Annotated in this window: 12 protein-coding genes; 2 read left to right on the top strand and 10 right to left on the bottom strand. The window is 61.9% G+C overall.

The features are described 5' to 3' along the window. Positions 1-22: 22 nt before the first annotated feature. From pgm to ACVWSC_RS12115, 8 genes are all read right to left on the bottom strand, one after another. Complete coding sequence (pgm, locus tag ACVWSC_RS12150; protein ID WP_442113873.1) at positions 23-1,660, bottom strand: phosphoglucomutase (alpha-D-glucose-1,6-bisphosphate-dependent); 1,638 nt, start codon at positions 1,658-1,660, stop codon at positions 23-25. A 95-nt stretch (positions 1,661-1,755) separates the two neighbouring features. After that, on the bottom strand, positions 1,756-4,017 hold the full coding sequence (locus ACVWSC_RS12145) for an ATP-dependent DNA helicase (protein WP_442113872.1): 2,262 nt from the start codon (positions 4,015-4,017) through the stop codon (positions 1,756-1,758). Continuing rightward, the gene (locus ACVWSC_RS12140) at positions 4,014-5,666 is read right to left on the bottom strand and encodes a VRR-NUC domain-containing protein (protein ID WP_442113871.1); all 1,653 of its coding nucleotides are present in this window, start codon (positions 5,664-5,666) and stop codon (positions 4,014-4,016) included. The genes ACVWSC_RS12145 and ACVWSC_RS12140 overlap by 4 nt, the downstream gene beginning before the upstream one ends. 94 nt (positions 5,667-5,760) lie before the next feature. Further along, positions 5,761-6,993, bottom strand: coding sequence for an MFS transporter (locus ACVWSC_RS12135; RefSeq protein WP_442113870.1), 1,233 nt, complete (start codon positions 6,991-6,993; stop codon positions 5,761-5,763). Positions 6,994-7,066: 73 nt separating this feature from the next. Next, positions 7,067-8,425, bottom strand: coding sequence for an outer membrane beta-barrel protein (locus ACVWSC_RS12130; RefSeq protein WP_442113869.1), 1,359 nt, complete (start codon positions 8,423-8,425; stop codon positions 7,067-7,069). A gap of 126 nt (positions 8,426-8,551) precedes the next feature. Then, positions 8,552-10,318, bottom strand: a complete 1,767-nt coding sequence (locus ACVWSC_RS12125; protein ID WP_442113868.1) for an FAD-dependent monooxygenase — start codon at positions 10,316-10,318, stop codon at positions 8,552-8,554. A gap of 146 nt (positions 10,319-10,464) precedes the next feature. Further along, positions 10,465-11,370 (bottom strand): VOC family protein, encoded by a 906-nt coding sequence (locus ACVWSC_RS12120; RefSeq protein WP_442113867.1) that lies wholly within the window; start codon positions 11,368-11,370, stop codon positions 10,465-10,467. A gap of 74 nt (positions 11,371-11,444) precedes the next feature. Beyond that, entirely contained in the window at positions 11,445-12,278 is an 834-nt protein-coding gene (locus ACVWSC_RS12115) for a fumarylacetoacetate hydrolase family protein (RefSeq protein ID WP_442113866.1), read from the bottom strand. A gap of 174 nt (positions 12,279-12,452) precedes the next feature. On the opposite strand from ACVWSC_RS12115, the gene ACVWSC_RS12110 reads away from it, so the two are divergent. After that, positions 12,453-13,157: a GntR family transcriptional regulator gene (locus ACVWSC_RS12110; protein ID WP_442113865.1), complete on the top strand. Its 705-nt coding sequence runs from the start codon at positions 12,453-12,455 to the stop codon at positions 13,155-13,157. Between the two features lie 322 nt (positions 13,158-13,479). Further along, positions 13,480-14,400 carry a SphA family protein gene (locus tag ACVWSC_RS12105; protein ID WP_442113864.1) on the top strand — a complete coding sequence of 307 codons (921 nt, stop codon included), beginning with the start codon at positions 13,480-13,482 and terminating at the stop codon, positions 14,398-14,400. Here ACVWSC_RS12105 and ACVWSC_RS12100 read toward each other — a convergent pair. Next, positions 14,397-15,785 carry an aminotransferase-like domain-containing protein gene (locus ACVWSC_RS12100; RefSeq protein WP_442113863.1) on the bottom strand — a complete coding sequence of 463 codons (1,389 nt, stop codon included), beginning with the start codon at positions 15,783-15,785 and terminating at the stop codon, positions 14,397-14,399. The two genes, ACVWSC_RS12105 and ACVWSC_RS12100, sit on opposite strands and share 4 nt — an antisense overlap. Beyond that, positions 15,782-17,125: a hypothetical protein gene (locus ACVWSC_RS12095; protein ID WP_442113862.1), complete on the bottom strand. Its 1,344-nt coding sequence runs from the start codon at positions 17,123-17,125 to the stop codon at positions 15,782-15,784. Before ACVWSC_RS12095 ends, ACVWSC_RS12100 begins: the two co-directional genes overlap by 4 nt. Positions 17,126-17,708 lie beyond the last annotated feature (583 nt).

The following is a 17,708-nucleotide window of genomic DNA, read 5'->3' as shown; positions in this document are numbered from 1 at the left end:
CCCCGCGATTCATTTCAGCTGATCAAGCAATCGCTGCATCCACCAACGCCTGGGCTTCAGCCACCAGACGCTGCAGGTGCGCTTCGTCAACGAAGCTCTCTGCGTAGATCTTGTAGATATCCTCAGTGCCCGAAGGCCGCGCCGCGAACCAGCCGTTGGCGGTCATCACCTTCAACCCACCAATCGCCTGGTTGTTGCCCGGCGCATGGCTGAGGATCTGCTCGATCGGCTCACCAGCCAACTCGGTCGACTTAACCTGCTCCGGTGCCAGCTTGCTGAGCAACGCCTTCTGTTGCGCATTGGCCTTGGCCTCGACACGGGTAGCAAAAGGCTCGCCCAACGCAGCGGTCAGTTCGGCATACGCCTGGCTCGGATCGCGACCGGTACGGGCAGTGATCTCCGCCGCCAGCAGTGCCGGAATCAGGCCGTCTTTGTCGGTGGTCCAGACACTGCCATCTTTGCGCAGGAACGAAGCACCGGCGCTTTCCTCACCGCCAAAGCCCAGGCTGCCGTCGAACAAACCATCGGCGAAGAACTTGAAGCCGACCGGCACTTCATACAAACGCCGCCCCAGGCGCGCGGTGACGCGGTCGATCAGGCCACTGCTGACCACGGTCTTGCCGACCGCAGCATCAGTGCGCCACTGTGGACGGTGCTGGAACAGGTAGTCGATCGCCACCGCCAGGTAGTTGTTCGGTGCCAACAGGCCATTCGGGGTGACGATGCCGTGGCGGTCGTGGTCCGGGTCGCAGGCGAAGGCCACGTCAAAGCGCTCACGCAGGCCAATCAGGCCCTGCATGGCATACGGCGAGGATGGGTCCATGCGGATCTGGCCATCCCAATCGACGCTCATGAAGCGGAAGGTCGGATCGACCTCGGTGTTGACCACTTCCAGGTTCAATTTGTAGTGCTCGGCAATCGCCGACCAGTAGCGCACGCCCGCGCCGCCCAACGGATCAACACCCAGGCGCAGGTTGGCGCTGCGGATCACGTCGAAGTCGATGACGTTTTCCAGGTCGGCAACATAGCTGCTGACGTAGTCATGACGGTGCGTGGTACTGGCCTGCAGGGCCTGCTCGTGGGCCATGTACTTGACGCCTTCAAGGCCGGCAGCCAGCAGTTCGTTGGCCTTGGTCTCGATCCACTTGGTCACGTCGCTGTCGGCCGGGCCACCATTGGGCGGGTTGTACTTGAAACCACCGCTTTGCGGCGGGTTGTGCGACGGGGTAATGACAATGCCGTCGGCCAGGCCGCTGCTTCGCCCGCAGTTGTAGCAGATGATCGCGTGGGACACTGCCGGGGTCGGGGTGTACTCGTCGTCTTTGGACAGCATCACTTCAACACCGTTGGCCGCCAGCACCTGCAAGGCACTAGCCGCCGCCGGGGTGGACAGCGCGTGGGTGTCAGCGCCGATGAACAGCGGACCGTCGATACCCTTGGTCTGACGGTACAGGCAGATAGCCTGGCTGATCGCCAACACATGATGCTCGTTGAAACTCAGGTCCAGCGAACTGCCCCGGTGCCCGGAGGTGCCGAACGCGACGCGCTGACTGGCAACGCTGGCGTCAGGTTGGCCGGTGTAATAGGCGGTCAACAGGCGCGGAATGTCTACCAGCACGGAGGCTGGCGCCGGTTTGCCTGCCAAAGGACTGAGCTTCATGCAAAACCTCAAGAAAGGATGTTCAGGGTAATCAAAACACGCAGTTTACTGGCACTTTGACAAGCACGCGACGTCAATGCTCCACCACGCCGCGATTATTTCTGCTGCGTGGCCCACCAGGCCGGAAACATCCCTTGCACCCGCGGCTCGGCAAAGCGGTCGTCGATCAGCATTACCATACCCCTGTCGTCGGCGCCGCGAATCACCCGGCCAGCGGCCTGAATGACTTTCTGCACGCCGGGGTACAGGTAGGTGTAGTCAAATCCGGCAGCAAACAGCTGGTGCATACGCTGCTTGATCTGCTCGTTCACCGGGTTGACCTGCGGCAGCCCCAGGGTCGCGACAAAAGCACCGATCAGGCGCGTGCCTGGCAGATCGACGCCTTCGGCAAAGGCACCGCCCAGCACCGCGAAACCAACCCCGCAACCCAAAGGTTGAAAGCGTTGCAAAAACGCCTGGCGCTGCGGCTCATCCATGCCGGGCGTCTGACGCCACTGCGGTATCAGCGGGTAGTCACGTTCAAGCGCATCGGCCACCTGCTGCAGGTATTCGAAGCTGCTGAAAAACGCAAGGTAGTTGCCGGGCTCGGCGGTGTATTGCCGGGCAATAAGCTCAGTGATCGGTGCCACTGAGGCGGCGCGGTGTTGAAAGCGCGTCGACACATCGCTGACCACCTGCACGCACAATTGCTCCGCAGCAAAGGGCGACGCCACCTCCAACCAGGCGGTGTCGGTTGGCATCCCCAGCAGGTCAGCGTAATAGCGCCTGGGGCTCAAGGTTGCAGAAAACAGCGTGACGCTGACTGCATTGCGCATGCGCGGCGCAATCTGCGCGGCGGGCACCACATTGCGCAGGCACAGGGTCGACAGACTGCGTTTGCCAGGCCCGGCGCGCTTGCTGATGTCGAACAGAAAGTGCTCATCGAATAACTCACTGACGCGGATGAACTGCAGCGCATCAAAGAAAAACTGCAACAGCGCTGGCGCAAGCCCGACCGGGTGCTGGTTAAGTTGCTCCTGGATCAGCCCGACACACTGCTGCAAGGCCTTGAGGAACGCCTCAGGCAAGCCGTCGGCGACCCGGTAAGGTGCGAGCTGCGCATTGTGCAGGGCATTCCATTGCCGATTCAGGCGGTCCAGGGCGCTGCCCATGCCGGCCGGCTTGCTGCGCCGCAACGCCTGCAACTGCCATTGATCGAGGCTGGCGCTGTACATCTGCCGCGCCCGCTCGACCAGGTTGTGGGCTTCGTCTACCAACACTGCCACGCGCCATTGGTTGACCTGAGTAAGGCCATGCAGCAAGGCGCTCTGGTCAAAGTAATAGTTGTAGTCGGCCACCAGCACATCGACCCAACGCGCCATCTCCTGCCCCAGGTAATACGGGCAGACCTGATGCGCCAGGGCGACCTCACGCAAGGCGGCCTTGTCGAGCAGGGTCAGCGCCTGAGCGGCCTGGCGCGCGGCGGGCAAACGATCGTAGAACCCTTTGGCCAACGGGCAGGCTTCGCCATGACAGGCTGCGTCCGGATGCTCGCAGGCCTTGTCGCGCGCCACCAACTCCAGGCTGCGCAAGGCCAGCTCAGGCGCCGTGCGCTGCACCTGTTGCAACGCTTCCAGCGCCAGCGCCCGCCCTGGGGTTTTCGCGGTAAGGAAGAAAATCTTGTCCAGGCGCTGCGGCACCATGGCCTTGAGCAACGGAAACACGGTACCCAAGGTTTTGCCAATGCCGGTGGTGGCCTGGGTCATCAGGCAACGCCCGGTGCTGACGGCCTTGTACACGGTTTCGGCCAGATCGCGCTGACCCAGGCGCATCTGACCATAGGGAAAGGCCAGCGCCTTGAGCCCGGCGTCGCGCAGGGCAATGCGCTGCAGTTGCTGTTCAGCCCAGTGCAGAAAAATCCGGCACTGGCTGTTGAAGAACGCTTCGAGTGTTGCCGCGCTGCAGCGCTGTTCAATCAGGGTCTGGGTGTCACTGTCGACATCCAGGTACACCAGCGCCAGGTTGATCTCGACCAACTGCCGCTGCTGGCAAAGCAACCAGCCGTAGACTTTGGCCTGGGCCCAGTGCAACTGGCGGTGATTATCAGGCTGGCGCGCCAGGTCGCCCCGGTAGGTTTTGATCTCTTCCAGGCGATTGAGCTGCGGGTCGTAGCCATCGGCGCGGCCGCGCACCTGCAAGGCGCCGAACTGCCCTTCCAGGCTGACTTCCGCTTCATACTCCGGCCCACGCCGGGCAACCACCCGTTGATGGCCGCTGATGCCCTCCTGAGCGGTGGGCGACGGGGTAAAGCGCAAGTCCAGGTCGCCCGCTTTGGCGCTGAACTCGCATAACGCCCGAACCGCAACGCGATAACTCATGGCGCCGGGGTAATCCAGCTTACATGACAGACCTCGACCGGCAGCCCGTGGCTGGCACAGAAGTCGATCCAGCGCAGTTGGTTATCCTGCAGGCGATCCCCTGGCCCTTTGACCTCGATCATCCGATAGCGCTGCTGTTCGGGCCAAAACTGGATCAGGTCGGGCATACCGGCGCGGTTGCTCTGGATGTCTTCGAGCAAGCGTTTGAAGCACTGCTTGAGGTGTTCGGCGGGCAGGCAGGCCAGGGCTTGATCGAGCAAGGTTTCGCTGAGCACCTGCCAGTATACGAACGGCGACTGCAGCCCCTGCTTGCTGACGAAATGGCGGCGGATGGTCTGTTGGTAGCGGCCATCGTCGAGCTGCGCCAGGCAGTCGTCGAACAGCTCGCTGCGGCGCGTCTGGAACTCGGGATCGTGCAGGTCCTGGGGAGCGCTCTGGAACGGGTGGAAAAAGGCACCCGCAACCGGAGCAAAGATCGCCTCCCAACACAACAGGCCAAACAGGCTGTTGAACAGGGTGTTTTCAACGTAATGCACCTGCCCACCCTGCTGCTCCAGGTGCAACTGCACGGCCTGTTCCACCCCTAACGCCGCTTGCTCGGCCGGCAACTGCAGGTCGATCAGGCCCGTTACGGCTTTGCTGCGCCGCGCTTGTGCAGGCCCACCCAACTTGCGCTGCAGACGCGGCAGCATGCGCGCCAGGGCCTGGACTTCGATCGGGCCGGGAGTACTCTGCGCAACCTGCTGGGCCAGGGCATGGGCCTGCTCCCACTGCTCACTGCGTTCAAGCACGCGTATGCGGCGAATCCTCGTTTGCGGGTGATCGCTGCTCAGGTAAACCTGCAACGCCAGCTGCCACTCGCCGAGGCGCTCGCAATACTGGCCGAGCTGGAACAGCAGTCGCGAACGACGACGCATCAGCCACGGGTTGTCGCTGTGCAGCGCCTCGACCTGAGCCAGCACCTGCAACACCGGCGCGCCCTGCTCCAGCAGCTCGGCGCAATGGTGCAGCAGCAACGCCAGGTCAACGTCGGCCCGTTGACGCAAGGCCCGCGATTGATCGCTGAAGGCCACCTGCTCATAGCGCAGCACGCCGAGGTCGGCCAGCACGAACTCCGACCAGTCCTGATACAGGTTGCCAAAAAACAACAGGCGAAAGCGGTCGCACAATGCTTGCAACTGCAGAGTGACAATCGGCTCGGCAAACCCCGGCAACCAGGCGTTCCAGGGTTGCGACGGTAGCTCAAGCGCCTGCAGTTCAGCGAAAAGCTCGCGCTTGGCCGCCTTCGGCCGCTGCAGTTGCGCGGCAAAACCACTGGCGATTTCGTCCTTGCGCAACACCTGAAACAGCTGCTCCAGGCTCAAGGGGCTGTCGTCAGTGACCCAGCCGCGTTCCAGCAAGGGTTGCAACGCTGGCAGCGGCGCGCCGATTTCCGCGTAGCTGAGCTTACTGGGGCGGAACAACTGGCCCTTGCGCATCACCATCCGCACCAACAACGCCCGTGAGGCGCGCGGCTGTTGCAGAAACTGCTGGATAAAGGCCTGCTCGCCATCGTCGAGCAGGTCGTCATAACGCAGCGCGATCCACTGCAGCACTTGCTCGAAGTTGTGCAGGTAGTAGAACGGGTCGTCAACAGAGTGGGCAATCACGGCAGGCTACTGACAGCTATCAATGGCACTGGTTATACATACAGATCCACCCTGTTGGCAACCGCCGCGCCGGGCCTTCGTCGGATTCCCGCGCTCAGGACAGCTCTGTCGGGGCCGTTTCCTTGACCCGCGCGCTGGCCGGGGCGGTCTCGCGCAGGCTGGCCGCCACCACCAATCCGAGCACTGCGCCGGTCAGTGCAAGGTACAAGGTCTTTTCAATGCCGTAATGCTGGGCAATGTAGCCCGCCAGCGCCGGTGCCACACCGCCACCGAAGACCTCACCAATACCCACCACCAGGCCGGTAGCCGTGGAAAGCAGGGCCGGCGGCACCGACTCGCTGGTCAGCGGGCCGACGATCATGCAGATCATGCTGAAGTTGAAAAAGGTGGTGGCGAACAGCAGCAGGAACAGCTTCATCGGTTCGGCACCGGTGTGGATCATCAGCCACAGTGCACCGGCGGTGGCCACACAAGAAATCAACGCCACCGGCTTGCGTCCCAGGCGGTCGGACAAGGTCGGCATCAGCAACATGCCGCAGAAGCCGCCGAAACCAATGGCCGACATGACAAAGCCCATTTGCTGCATGCCCAGTTGCAGGTAGTCGGTCAGGTAATTGGGCAGCATCACCGAGCTGACGAACAGGCACGTCAGCATGCAGAACATCCCGGCCAGGTTGAGCTGGACGTTGCGGTAGCGCAGTACCGCACGCCAGTCTGCACCGATACCGTGGCCAGCGTCCTTCACCGCCCCCTCGGTGATCGGCTCGCGCAGCACCTTGTACAGCGCCCAGGCGAGGAAGAAACCCGGCACCGACACCAACACGAAGACCCAGCGCCACGACGGTACGACCAACAGCAGCTGGGTAGCGATAATCGGTGCCAGGCCCAGCCCCAGCAGCGGGAAGAACGCCTGCTGGATGCCAATGTTCATGCCCAGCCTCGACGGGTGCGAAGCCTCGGCCGTGGCGGCAATGGAAGTTGGCGTGAACGCCCCTTCAGCCACCCCCATCACCGCACGAATCAGCAGCAGCGCGCCGACACCGGTGGCCAGTCCGGAAAAACCGGCCAGCAAGGAAAACAGAATGACCGAGGGGATGATGATCTTGCGCCGGCCGATACGGTCTGACAGGCGTCCCATGAAGATCGAAGAAAGCCCCCAGGCCAACGCCAGGGCAGCGGAAATGTTGCCCAGGTCCTGATAGTCCAGGCCCAAGTCACGCATCATCACCGGGTACAGCGGCAAGATGATGAAGCGGTCCAGGCCCACCAGGCCAAAACCAATGGCCAATAACGCTACAGCCTTCCATTCGTACTGTTTATCGAACATACAGGTACTCCTCTGCCGCCATGGGCATGGATGGGATTAACGTCGAGTTACCAGAAGGGGCGGAACAGTCAGCTCAGAAATACACCAGGGCTTCGACCAGGGCGGTCAGCTGGGTACGGTCACGGCCATTGCCGTAGATGCGGTCATGGGCAAGCGGCTCGAACCAGTCGTAGCGCAGCTCCGGGCGGATGCTGATATGGCGCGTGGCGTCCCAGCGCAGACCGACCGTCAGCGCATTGAAATCACCACGGGCACTGCTGGTGGGAAACAGCACGAAAGCATCGCGATCGCGGAAATGTTCGCCGCGGGCGGAGAACGCCAGGTCCTTGCGGTACTGGTAGGTCACCACGCCATTGATACCCCACCAGGACGCGCCGTCGAAGCCCGGGCCGGTGACGATGTCGACAGTGCCGGCCTTGCCATCCCCAGCCTGGCGGCCATACACCAGCTCGCCGCCCATGGACCACTGGCTGTCGAAGGCATGCCAGGCATTCAACGAGTGTTGCTGGCGCAACTGGCCGTCAGCCGAGATCAGCCGCGCAGTGGGCGCCTGCACGTCATCCACGTTATGGTTCTGTTCATCGCCGACCATGAACTCGTAGTCGACCCAGGTCTGCATATCTGCGGTGCGCCAGCGCAAGGCGCCGAGCACCGACTTGCCGTGGTTGTTGTCGCGCAGGTTGTTGCGCCCTTGCACCACGCCCAGCTCGGCGCCGAGCAGGCCGCTTTCGCCGTTGTACAGGCGAGTGCTGGCCAATACCCCGGCCACGGTGCTGGGCTCGGATACGAAGGCGTAGGTTTTGCTGGCAAAAGGGTTGCGCGCCTCACGAATGTTCGGCGGGATCTCATAGCCCAGCGCCGGGCCGAAGATCCCGGCGATCAGGCTGACGCCCGGGCCGTAAGGCAGGTACACCGAGGCGAACAGGTTGGGCGTGGCGACGAATTTTTCGCGGTCACGCTTGGCCTGTTCTGCGTCGTCATCGCCCGGCGAGTTGGCCGGCCAGTGCATGTCCCAGCCATAGGTCCGGGCAAACTGGGCGTTGCGCCCATACAAGGTCTCGATGCTGAAACCGAACGACAGCGCTTCGGGTTTGGGCCCCGGCAAGGGCGTCACCCGTGGCACCACATTGGCCACCAGCGGTTTGTCGATAAACAGGTGCAGCGACGCCAGTTCAAAGCCTTCATCAGAAAAGCCGGTCAATGGCATGTTGCTCAGGCCGTCTTCGCGCTCATCGTGGGTCGAGCGGTTGTTGCGGGCATAACCGACATCCAGCAGCCCGGAAATTCGAATACCGTGATCGCGCTCCAGCTCCGGGCCCAGCAGCCAGCGCGCCAGCGCGCCCTCGCCCGGTTCTTCCACCTCGGCCCTTGCAGTCAAGGTAGCGGCGGCAAGTACGCCCGCCCCCATACATATCATCACTTTCTTCAACATAGCTGCCTCTTGTTGTTGTTTTCAGCGCACAGGCGAGCCCCTTCCTGATGCCCAAGGCTGCAGGAAGGTACGCTCCAGCCAGGCCGTTACCGGCCTGACGGAAGTGGCTCATGAGGAAAGGGAAACTCAGTTGCGGGCCAGGACGGCCTTCAATGCCTGGAGCACGTCCACATCGGCAGCCGGTGACGCGCTTTGCGCACGCCAGGCGACATGATGGTCAGGACGTACCAGTACGCAGCCGTCCTCTGCGACCCAACGCTGGCGCGCCCAGTCGCCGTAGCTGTCGCTGTAGTCCAGGCCCAGGCCAATGCGTCGCACTTGCAGATCGATACCCAGTTCACGGGCTGCCGATACGGCGGCCTGGCACCAGGCATCGCCACCGTGGCCGGTGAGCAAGGTCATGCGCCCGTGGCCGCAGATATCGAGGGTCGACAGCTTGCGCCCGCTGCGGTCATGCAGCCAGGCATGGGGTAAATGCGCACCGGGCCAGGTGGTCGGGTGGTAGTACAGTTCAGGGTCGCGGGTGTAGGCCGGTGCTTCGCTGCCATCGCCCTGGACTGCAGCGCTGGCATAGCGTTGGCCGAGCTCGACGCCGTGGCAATTGAACTGGTAGTGCTGCAACTGGATAGCCTGTTCCAGCGCCGCACGCCGTTCACGACCAGCAGCAGTGTCCGCGTTCAGTTCGTTCAGGCTCGCCCAGCCCTCGGCCTCGCTCTGCCCTGGCTTGAACCCCAGCGCGTTGGAAATCGGCAGCATGTTGCGCACGCTGGCCATGGCCCGGTCTACCACTTGGCGGCCCACCGGCTGACGTTCCTGGCTGTAGCTGTCGAGCAAACCTGGCCCGGCTTCGCCCTTGAGGGTCATGGCCAACTTCCAGGCCAGGTTGTAGGCGTCCTGCACCGAGGTGTTGGTGCCCAGGCCGTTGGCCGGCGGATGGCGGTGCACAGCATCACCACAGCAGAACACCCGGCCTTGGGAATAGCGTTCGGCAACCACGTGGTTGATCTGCCACTTGCTGGTCGCCAGTACTTCCACCGGGAACTCGTCGTCACCGATAACCCGCCGGGCGCGCTCGATCACCGCCGCCTCGCTCAGGTCAGGCTCGCCCTGTGCCGGGTCGTACATGAACAGCATCACCCACTCGTCCCAGGGCCGTACGCAAATAAAGGTGCCACTGCCAACCCAATAGTCGTTGCCAGGCTGCACCATCCAGTACAACACCCCGGGGCGGCTTTCACAGAAGCGTCGCAGGTCGGCGCGCAGCCAGACATTCACCGCGCAGCCCAGGCCCATCTCGCCGTGCAGCGGGATGCCCAGTAGCTCCATCACTCGGCTGCGGGCGCCGTCGGCACCGATCATGTACTGCGCGCGGACGTTGAACTCGCGCCCGGTGCCGCGATCGAGTATGCGCGCCGTCACCCCGTCGGCATCCTGGGTGAAATCCAGCAGCTCATGGTTGAAGCGCATCTCACTGCCGGCGCGCAGTGCCTCGTTGGCCAGAATCGGTTCCATCAGATGCTGGGGGATGTTGCACATCGCCGAGGGGCTGGCCAGTTCATAGTCTGACTTGCGCTCAATGGCATTGCCCCAGGTGAGCAAACGCCCCAGCTCCTGGCCGCTGAAGCCGGTTGCCCAAACGTTGTTGGCCATCAGTTCGTGAGGGCTGGCAGCCGCAACCACCTGCGGCTCGACACCGGCGTCGCGAAACACTTCCATGGTGCGCTGATTGGTGATGTGCGCACGTGGACTGTTGGCCGTCCAGCGGTACTTGTTGACCAACAGGTTTCGAATGCCATAACGCGACAGCAACAAGGAGGCGGTAAGGCCGGATGGGCCGCCCCCTACGATCAGAACAGGAACCTCGATGGTTTCGCAGGTGTTTTGCGACTTCATGGTCGTACTCCGTACTCTTATTCTTGGAAACGCAAAGCCCAGGCCCCGCTCGCCAGGATCAGCAGGCAAGCCGATCCCGCGCCGCCTGCCGGAGGCAAGCGGTGAAAGCGCATGAAATGGGCGTCAGGGTGCAGCTGGCGTGGCGCTCAGCCGCTCGCCTCGGTGTTCTGGATGAAGTAGTCGGGAACGTCAGGCCCCCACAGGTACAGCGAACTCTCGGCCGGGAAGTCACCCGCTGGCCACACGCTGCCAGCCTCGATGAAATCCATCTCCGTGGAGAACTCGCTGAACGACCCCCAGGGATCGCGGACATAGTGGAAAAAGTTCGACCCCAGGCAATGACGACCGGTGCCCCAGCCTTCGATGTAGCCAGCGCGCATCATCTGCTGGGCGCCGTTACCCACTTCGTCGATGCTCGAGACTTCCCAGGCCGCATGGTGAAAGCCTTTGGCGGTACTTTTGGCAAAGGCCACCAGATGATGGTCACAGCCGTGCGGGGCGTGGGTGAAGGCGATGATGTCCTGGGAGCGATCAGACAGCTGCAGCCCCAGCGCCTGCTCATAGAAATCCACGGCCCGCGACACATTGGGAGAAAACAGCAGCACATGGGCCAGGCGTTGCGGGCGCACCTGGCTTACCGTGTCGCGGCTACCGACCGCGCGCACGCCACGCACGCTGAGCGGCGGTTCGGGGCGGGTGTCTGGCATGGTTTTGCGGCCAACCTTGACCTGCAACAGGTTGCCGTCCGGATCGCGGAACCAGAAGCCGTGGCCATCGCCATGGGTGAACAGCGCGCCACTGCGGGCGACCTGCTCTCGCAGTGCCGCGAAGTCGGCCTCGAAGCAATTGAAGCTGATCCACGCCAGCGACTTGCTCGCGCCCGGCAGCAGGCGAGCCCAAAGATGGCCGTCGCCGGCATGCAGCTGCAACTGCCCGTCCTGCTCGCGGACATCCAGGCCGAAGTGTTCGAAGAAATGCCTGCCTTGCTGCAACGACGGCACGAACAGCGCGTAATGATCGATCGAATGCACACCACGACGCGTGATATTCATGATCGTTTCCCTCGTCTTGTTGTTGTCGAAGCCCCGGGACAGGGGCTTCTCTGGTGCGGCGGTAAGGGGCCGGCTCAGGCTTCGTCGACCACCGGGTTGACCAGCACACCGATGCCTTCGATAGACACTTCCACCACATCGCCGGCCTTGAGGTAGACCGGCGGTTTCATGCCGAAACCGACACCGGCCGGGGTGCCGCTGACGATCACGTCACCCGCCTCCAGGGTGACCGCCTCGCTCAGGGTCGCGATGATGGTGGCGACGTCGAACAGCATGTCTTCGGTATTGGCCGACTGCACCACCTTGCCGTTGACCCGGGTCTGCAGCAGCAAGCCCTTGCCTCCCGCTGGCAACTCGTCGGCGGTGACCAGATCAGGGCCGAAGGCGCCGGTGTCATCGAAGTTTTTACCTACGGTCCACTGCGGCGACTTGAATTGATAGTCACGCACCGAGCCTTCGTTGAACAGGGCATATCCGGCCACGCAGTCCAGCGCCTTGTCCTTGGCAATATGCCGCCCGCCTTGCTTGAGCACCACCGCCATCTCGCCTTCGTAGTCCAGGGTGTCGGACACCCGCGGGCGCACCAGCGGCTTGTTGTGGGCGGTCAGGCTGCTGGCAAAACGGGGAAACAGGGTCGGGTAGTCAGGCTGCGCGTAGGGCGATTCTTTGGTGTGGTCGGCATAGTTGAGGCCAACACAGATGATCTTGCCGGGTTTGCGCATCAGCGGCAGGTAGTCCTGCTCGCCGATTTCAACGACCGACCCCTGAGCCGCTGCACCATGGGTGGTCAGGTCCACACCGCGCGCCAGCAACGACTCCAGAGTTTCTTCCCCCAGCACCTTGACGCCTTCAGGGGTACGCACGCCGAGCACCGCGCGGCCTTGGTGTTTGAAAGACACATAACGCATGGATCGTGACCTCTTCTTCTGTTGTTTGGTCACCGTCAGGCACGACGGCATGGCTAAAAACTAAGCTCAAACAAATATACCGTCAACAATAAAATATATTTTCTATCAGATTTTCTACAAAGATCGCTGTGTGTATGATGGCTGCACACCGCTGAAGCACGCTGGGAGTCTGCTATGAATCAACCTGAACGCTGGATGGAGTCGGCCACTGGCGCCGACAAGCGCACCATGGCTTCCCAGCTTGAGATTCGGGTTCGGCAAGACATCATCACCGGGCGTTTGCCGCCGGGCAGCAAGCTGCGGCTGAAGGAACTCGCCGAGTCTTATGACGCCGGGGTGATCCCGCTACGCGAAGCACTGTCACGTCTGGCCGCCACGGGGTTTGTGGTGGCGACCGAGCAGAAGGGCTTCAGCGTTGGCCAGATTTCCGCTGCCGAAATCCGCGACATCACCCGCACGCGCTTGCTGATCGAGTGCCAGACGCTGCGCCTGTCCATCACCCAGGGCGATCTGGACTGGGAAAGTCGCCTGATCGCCTGCCACCACCGCCTGGAGCGCCTGCCGGTGGTTGAAGGCCCGGAAAGAATGCTGCGCCCGGATTGGGAACAGGCGCATGAAGCCTTCCATACCGCCCTGCTCTCAGCCTGCGACTCGCCCTGGCTGATGCGCTTTAGCGGCATGCTTCGCGACCAGACTGCCCGTTACCGGCAGTTGTCGATGCTCTACGCCGGCAGCGTCGACCGTGACGTACCGGGAGAACACCGGGCCTTGCTCGAAGCGGCCCTGGACCGAGACGTAGAACGAGCGTGCGCCTTGCTCAGCGAGCACTACGAGACCACCACCCGCAACGTCCTCAAGCACGAACGCCTGAGCGACTGACACCCTACCCCCCGGTAGGAGCGGGCTTGCCCCGCGATGCAATGCAACTGACACCCCCCAATCAACACCAAGCACCGCTGCCGCAACGGGATGGCCGCATTCCCGTCGAGGACGGATCGCGGGGCAAGCCCGCTCCCACCGTTCCATAAATGGAACGCAGAAGCCCGGCAACACGGATTACGCCCCCCGTTAAAACCCACTAAAGTCATCGGCTATTCGATTCGGCTCGGCACTTGCTTCTGGGGAAAAGCTCTGAAGAGCCGGATGATTCTCGACTCCCTCTCCAACCTGCTTTGATCAACGTCCGACTAGAGACTCATTCATGCGTGCACGACACTTGCCCACCCTCGGCCTGCTCTGGCCGCTGATCAGCCTGCAGGCCCACGCCGACAGCGTCAGCCTGCCGCCCTTGGCGCTGGGCAATACCAGCTTTCTGGACGGCATCACCCAACCCGGCATGCTGTTTGAACTGCCTGTGCAGTACAACCGCAGCAACCAGGCCGTAGACGCGGGCGGCCATTCGGTACCCGGCAAGCAACGGGTACGTAGCGCTAGCGTGGTGCCGCACTTTGCCTATATCAGCGAGCAACGTATCGCTGGGGCCTATTGGGGGGCGGAGGTGCTGTTGCCAATCGTTCACCTGGACCTGGACATCGACGGCGGCCCGCAAGGTACCCGTACCCGCCAGGGCGACCTGGTGGTCAGCCCGCTGCTGTTGCAGTGGGACCCGGTGACGCTGTTCGGCCGTCCCTTCTGGCAGCGCTTGAACTTCGTCTTCACCTTGCCCACCGGCGACTACGACAAGAGCGCGCAGATCAATACCGGCAGCAATGTCTGGACCTTCAACCCGCACTACGCGTTCACCTGGCTGGCCAGCGATCGCCTTGAGTTCAGCGGCCGTCTGCACTACGCCTGGAACAGCCGCAACGACAGCCCGGCCGAGTACCTGCAAGCCAGCGACACTCAACCCGGCGAAGCCGTGCACAGTAACTTTGCCGCTTCCTACGCACTGGACGAGCATTGGCGCGTAGGCCTGGCTGGCTACCACCTCAAGCAAATCAGTGCCGACCGCATCGACGGCCATCGCCAGAAAGACTCCAAGGAACAGGTATTCGGCTTCGGCCCTGGCGTGCGCTATAGCAGCGGAGCGCACACGGTGTTCGCCAACTACTACAGTGAGTCCGGCGCGCGAAATCGCAACGAGGGCGATCAGTTGACCCTGCGCTACCTGCTGGTGTTCTAAGCCAGTTGCAATGCTTCTCGCAACACGCTCAAACCCGCCTGCAGATCATTGTGTGCAGACGGCGGCCACCCCAGGCGCAGGTGCTGACGATAGTCGCCCTGCAGGCTAAACAGTTCGCCAGGGGCGATTACCAAGCCCTGATCGAGCATGCGGTGAAACAGCGGGCGGACATCCAGCGCTGTATGGGCTTGCGCCCAGATGGTGGTACCACCTTCAGGCATCTCGAAATGCAGATGCGGCCCCAGCTGCACCTGCATCTGCCGGTACAGATAGCTGATGCGTTCCTGAAGCCGCAGCCGCGCATGCTCCAAGTGAACGTCAATCCGCCCCTTGGCATACAGGCGAGCCACCGCTTGCTGACGCAACGGTGGCAAGCGAAAGCCGCGGGCCATGAACTGACGGTGCAAATGCCGCGGGCAATGGCGAGCCAGCACATAGGCATAAGGTGCTTCGGCGCCCACCGTGCGCTCCAATGATGAAAACACCAGCAAGCGCTGCGGATCGACACTTTCGCGCAAGAGGGTCTGGGGCGTAGCGGCGAAGCAGTACTCGCTTTCCAGATCATTCTCCAGCAGCCATACCCCATGCTCGCTCAACAACTGTGCAATCGCCTGGTGCTGTGCCAGCGGTTGAAGGCTGCCGTGAGGGCTGTTCAAACGCGCAGCAAGCATGACCATGCGCACCGGCTCACGCTTGAGTACGCTGGCAAAGCGATCAAGATCCAGTGCACCGTCATTGCCCAGTGGCAGTTCAATGACCCGCAACCCGTTGGCCTGCAACACCCTCAGCAAACGCCAGGAACAGGGTGTGCTGACTGCAATCGTACAGCCGTGCAACTCCAGCGCAGCCAGCAAGGTCTCGAACAAGGAGTGCAGATCCAGCGCCAGGTAGACATCCTCGGCATTCCAGTACTGCTGCACGGAGCGGGTATAGCGCGCCGCCAGTGCGGTACGCAATTCCAGATCGCCACAGGGGTGGGCGCAGCCGCCAGGCCTTGGGTTCTGACGCAACAATTGGCGCTCGACGCCCAACAGGCTCGCCTCCAGCGACGGCAAGGATTGCACACCACTGAACGCCAGCATCTGGGGGCTGCTCGCGTGCTGCTGCAGATCTTGCACCATGTCTTCGGCATACAGCGCTTGGGGCATCTGCGTGCCACCCTTGGCAAAATAGCCCGACTTGGGCACTGACTGCACGCGCCCCTCGTGCTCAAGCAATGAATAGGCGTACTGCACCGTCGAAATCGACACTTTCAAGCGCTGGGCCAGATCGCGCAGCGAAGGTAATTTGCTGTAACTACCAGGCGGCATCTGCGCAATCAGTTCCACCAGGTAGCGATACACCGCCTGGTAGGCGAACTCGCTGGTTTTCGTGTGACGCTTCATCTACGAACGCCGACCTGCGAGCCCTCGAACTGAATGTCACTCGCCGCCCACGCCTGCAGATGACGCAGGTCGGCGCCGCGGACCTGCAAGCTGGCCAGCAGGCAATCGGCCGGGCGCTGCGTCAACGGCTGGCGACTGTAGAGGCTTTGCAACATCTCAAGCGGCAAACCGCTGATGTCCACCAGCCACTGTACTACCGGTTCAGGCGCCGGTTGTCCGCGCAGAGCCTTGAGCAAATAAGGCAGCGCAACCAGCATACCCGGATGGCAGCGGCGCAGGAACAGCTCCAGCTTTTGCCCTTGCCCTACAAACGGGCTGAACAGCTGGCACACCAGTTGTGTTTCACTCAGACCATAGGCTCGCTGGGCAAAATCATTGGCCTCGGCGCGCCGTTGCTCAAGCGCAGCGGGTTGCCAGGCATTGAGCAAACGTGCCTGCCGGGCTGCCGACACCCCCTTGCAGCGCATCAGCCTACGGGTTTGCTGCAGATATTCATCGATACCCATGCGGTAACGCGTGTTGTCGACAAATTCGGCGCGCAGCCCTTGCAGGTGCGCCAACAGCAACGGATTGGCCGTTCCTGAGCGCTCGGAGGAAAACGCGTGCTCGTCAAAACGGTACAACAGGAAGCGGTTCAATCGATCACCCTGGCAAGCGTCGCTATCGAATACCAGGTCATCGATCGGGATAAACCGTAACGCGGGCCGGTGGTCAGCATCGGCATCGGCCGCTGTTGGTGGTTGAACAGCCGGACCCTGCCCCTGCAACAGGTCAAGATAGCGCGTGCGCAGCTCGCTCATGCCTTCGAGCAACGAGGTGGCACAACTGTGAATCGGACGAACACCGAGTAAGTCGGCATTGCGCAGCGAACGTCGGCTCCAGGCCAGGTAGCGCCGACGATCGACCAGGCGCTCGGCACAGATGATCGCATCTACGCCGCCTTTCCAGCGCAGCGCCTGAAGTGCCAACTCCGCCAGTTGCCAGCAGCCATGGCTGGCAAAATTCACCGCGCATGGTCCCTCTGTGGTCAGATGCCCGCGCAGCAACCATTCCTGACGCTCTGACTGACGCTGGTCATCGGAGGTCGGGCGGCGATGGTCATAAGGCATCAGCTGGCCGGCATCGAGTACGAGCAAATCGATGCGTGGGTCGTCATGCATGAACAAGCGCGAGAACGTGCTTTCGATATTGGCCACCGCCGTATCGCTCATCCCTGCCTGGCGGACCGTGGCAACCCGTAGCTGAAACGTGCCGGGAGAACGTGCAGCAATGCTCAACTGTGCTGCACGCAGACACGCCAGGGCCTGGGCACTGTGCGGGCTGGTATCGAGCACAAACATCAAGCGCAAATCCCTGATCCGTTCCCCGCCTCCGGCGGTCACAATCAGCCGCTGTATCAACAACTGTAGCGAGGCCTTCTGCGCCTGCGACAAATGTTCAAGTAACCGCTGCAATACTTGCTGATATATATACTGCATGGCCTGATCGTGAATATTGCCCATAACGCCCACCTGAATTCAGTTACGACTACCTGAATAACATTGCTCCTGCACCGTTACTCAATCGCCAGAGATAAGGACCCACCTATTATCCTAAGAACTTTCCTACAAGTTCCTACGTAAGTTTATGAATACGTCGCGCCAACCTGGCACACCGCCGAACAGCTACGTTTGCTGGGGCTTCAACCACACAGACCCCTTCAACCCAGCTCACTCCCTGAGCACACAAACTTCAGGCCATTATCGGCAGTTAGTCGCTGAATAAAAGATACAGAACACTGAAAAAAAACCGTTCAGAACTGAGAATCATCGGCACATAGAACATGCAAAAAACAACAACCGCGGCCAACTTAAAATAACCCAGTCATCCGCATTGCGCAGACCGAACAATTGTTTGAAATGACAAAAATGTATTTGGGGAAAT

The organism is Pseudomonas sp. NUPR-002 (assembly GCF_056322725.1).
Note: the sequence above shows the minus strand (reverse complement) of the source record. Positions and strands in the feature narration are given on the sequence as shown.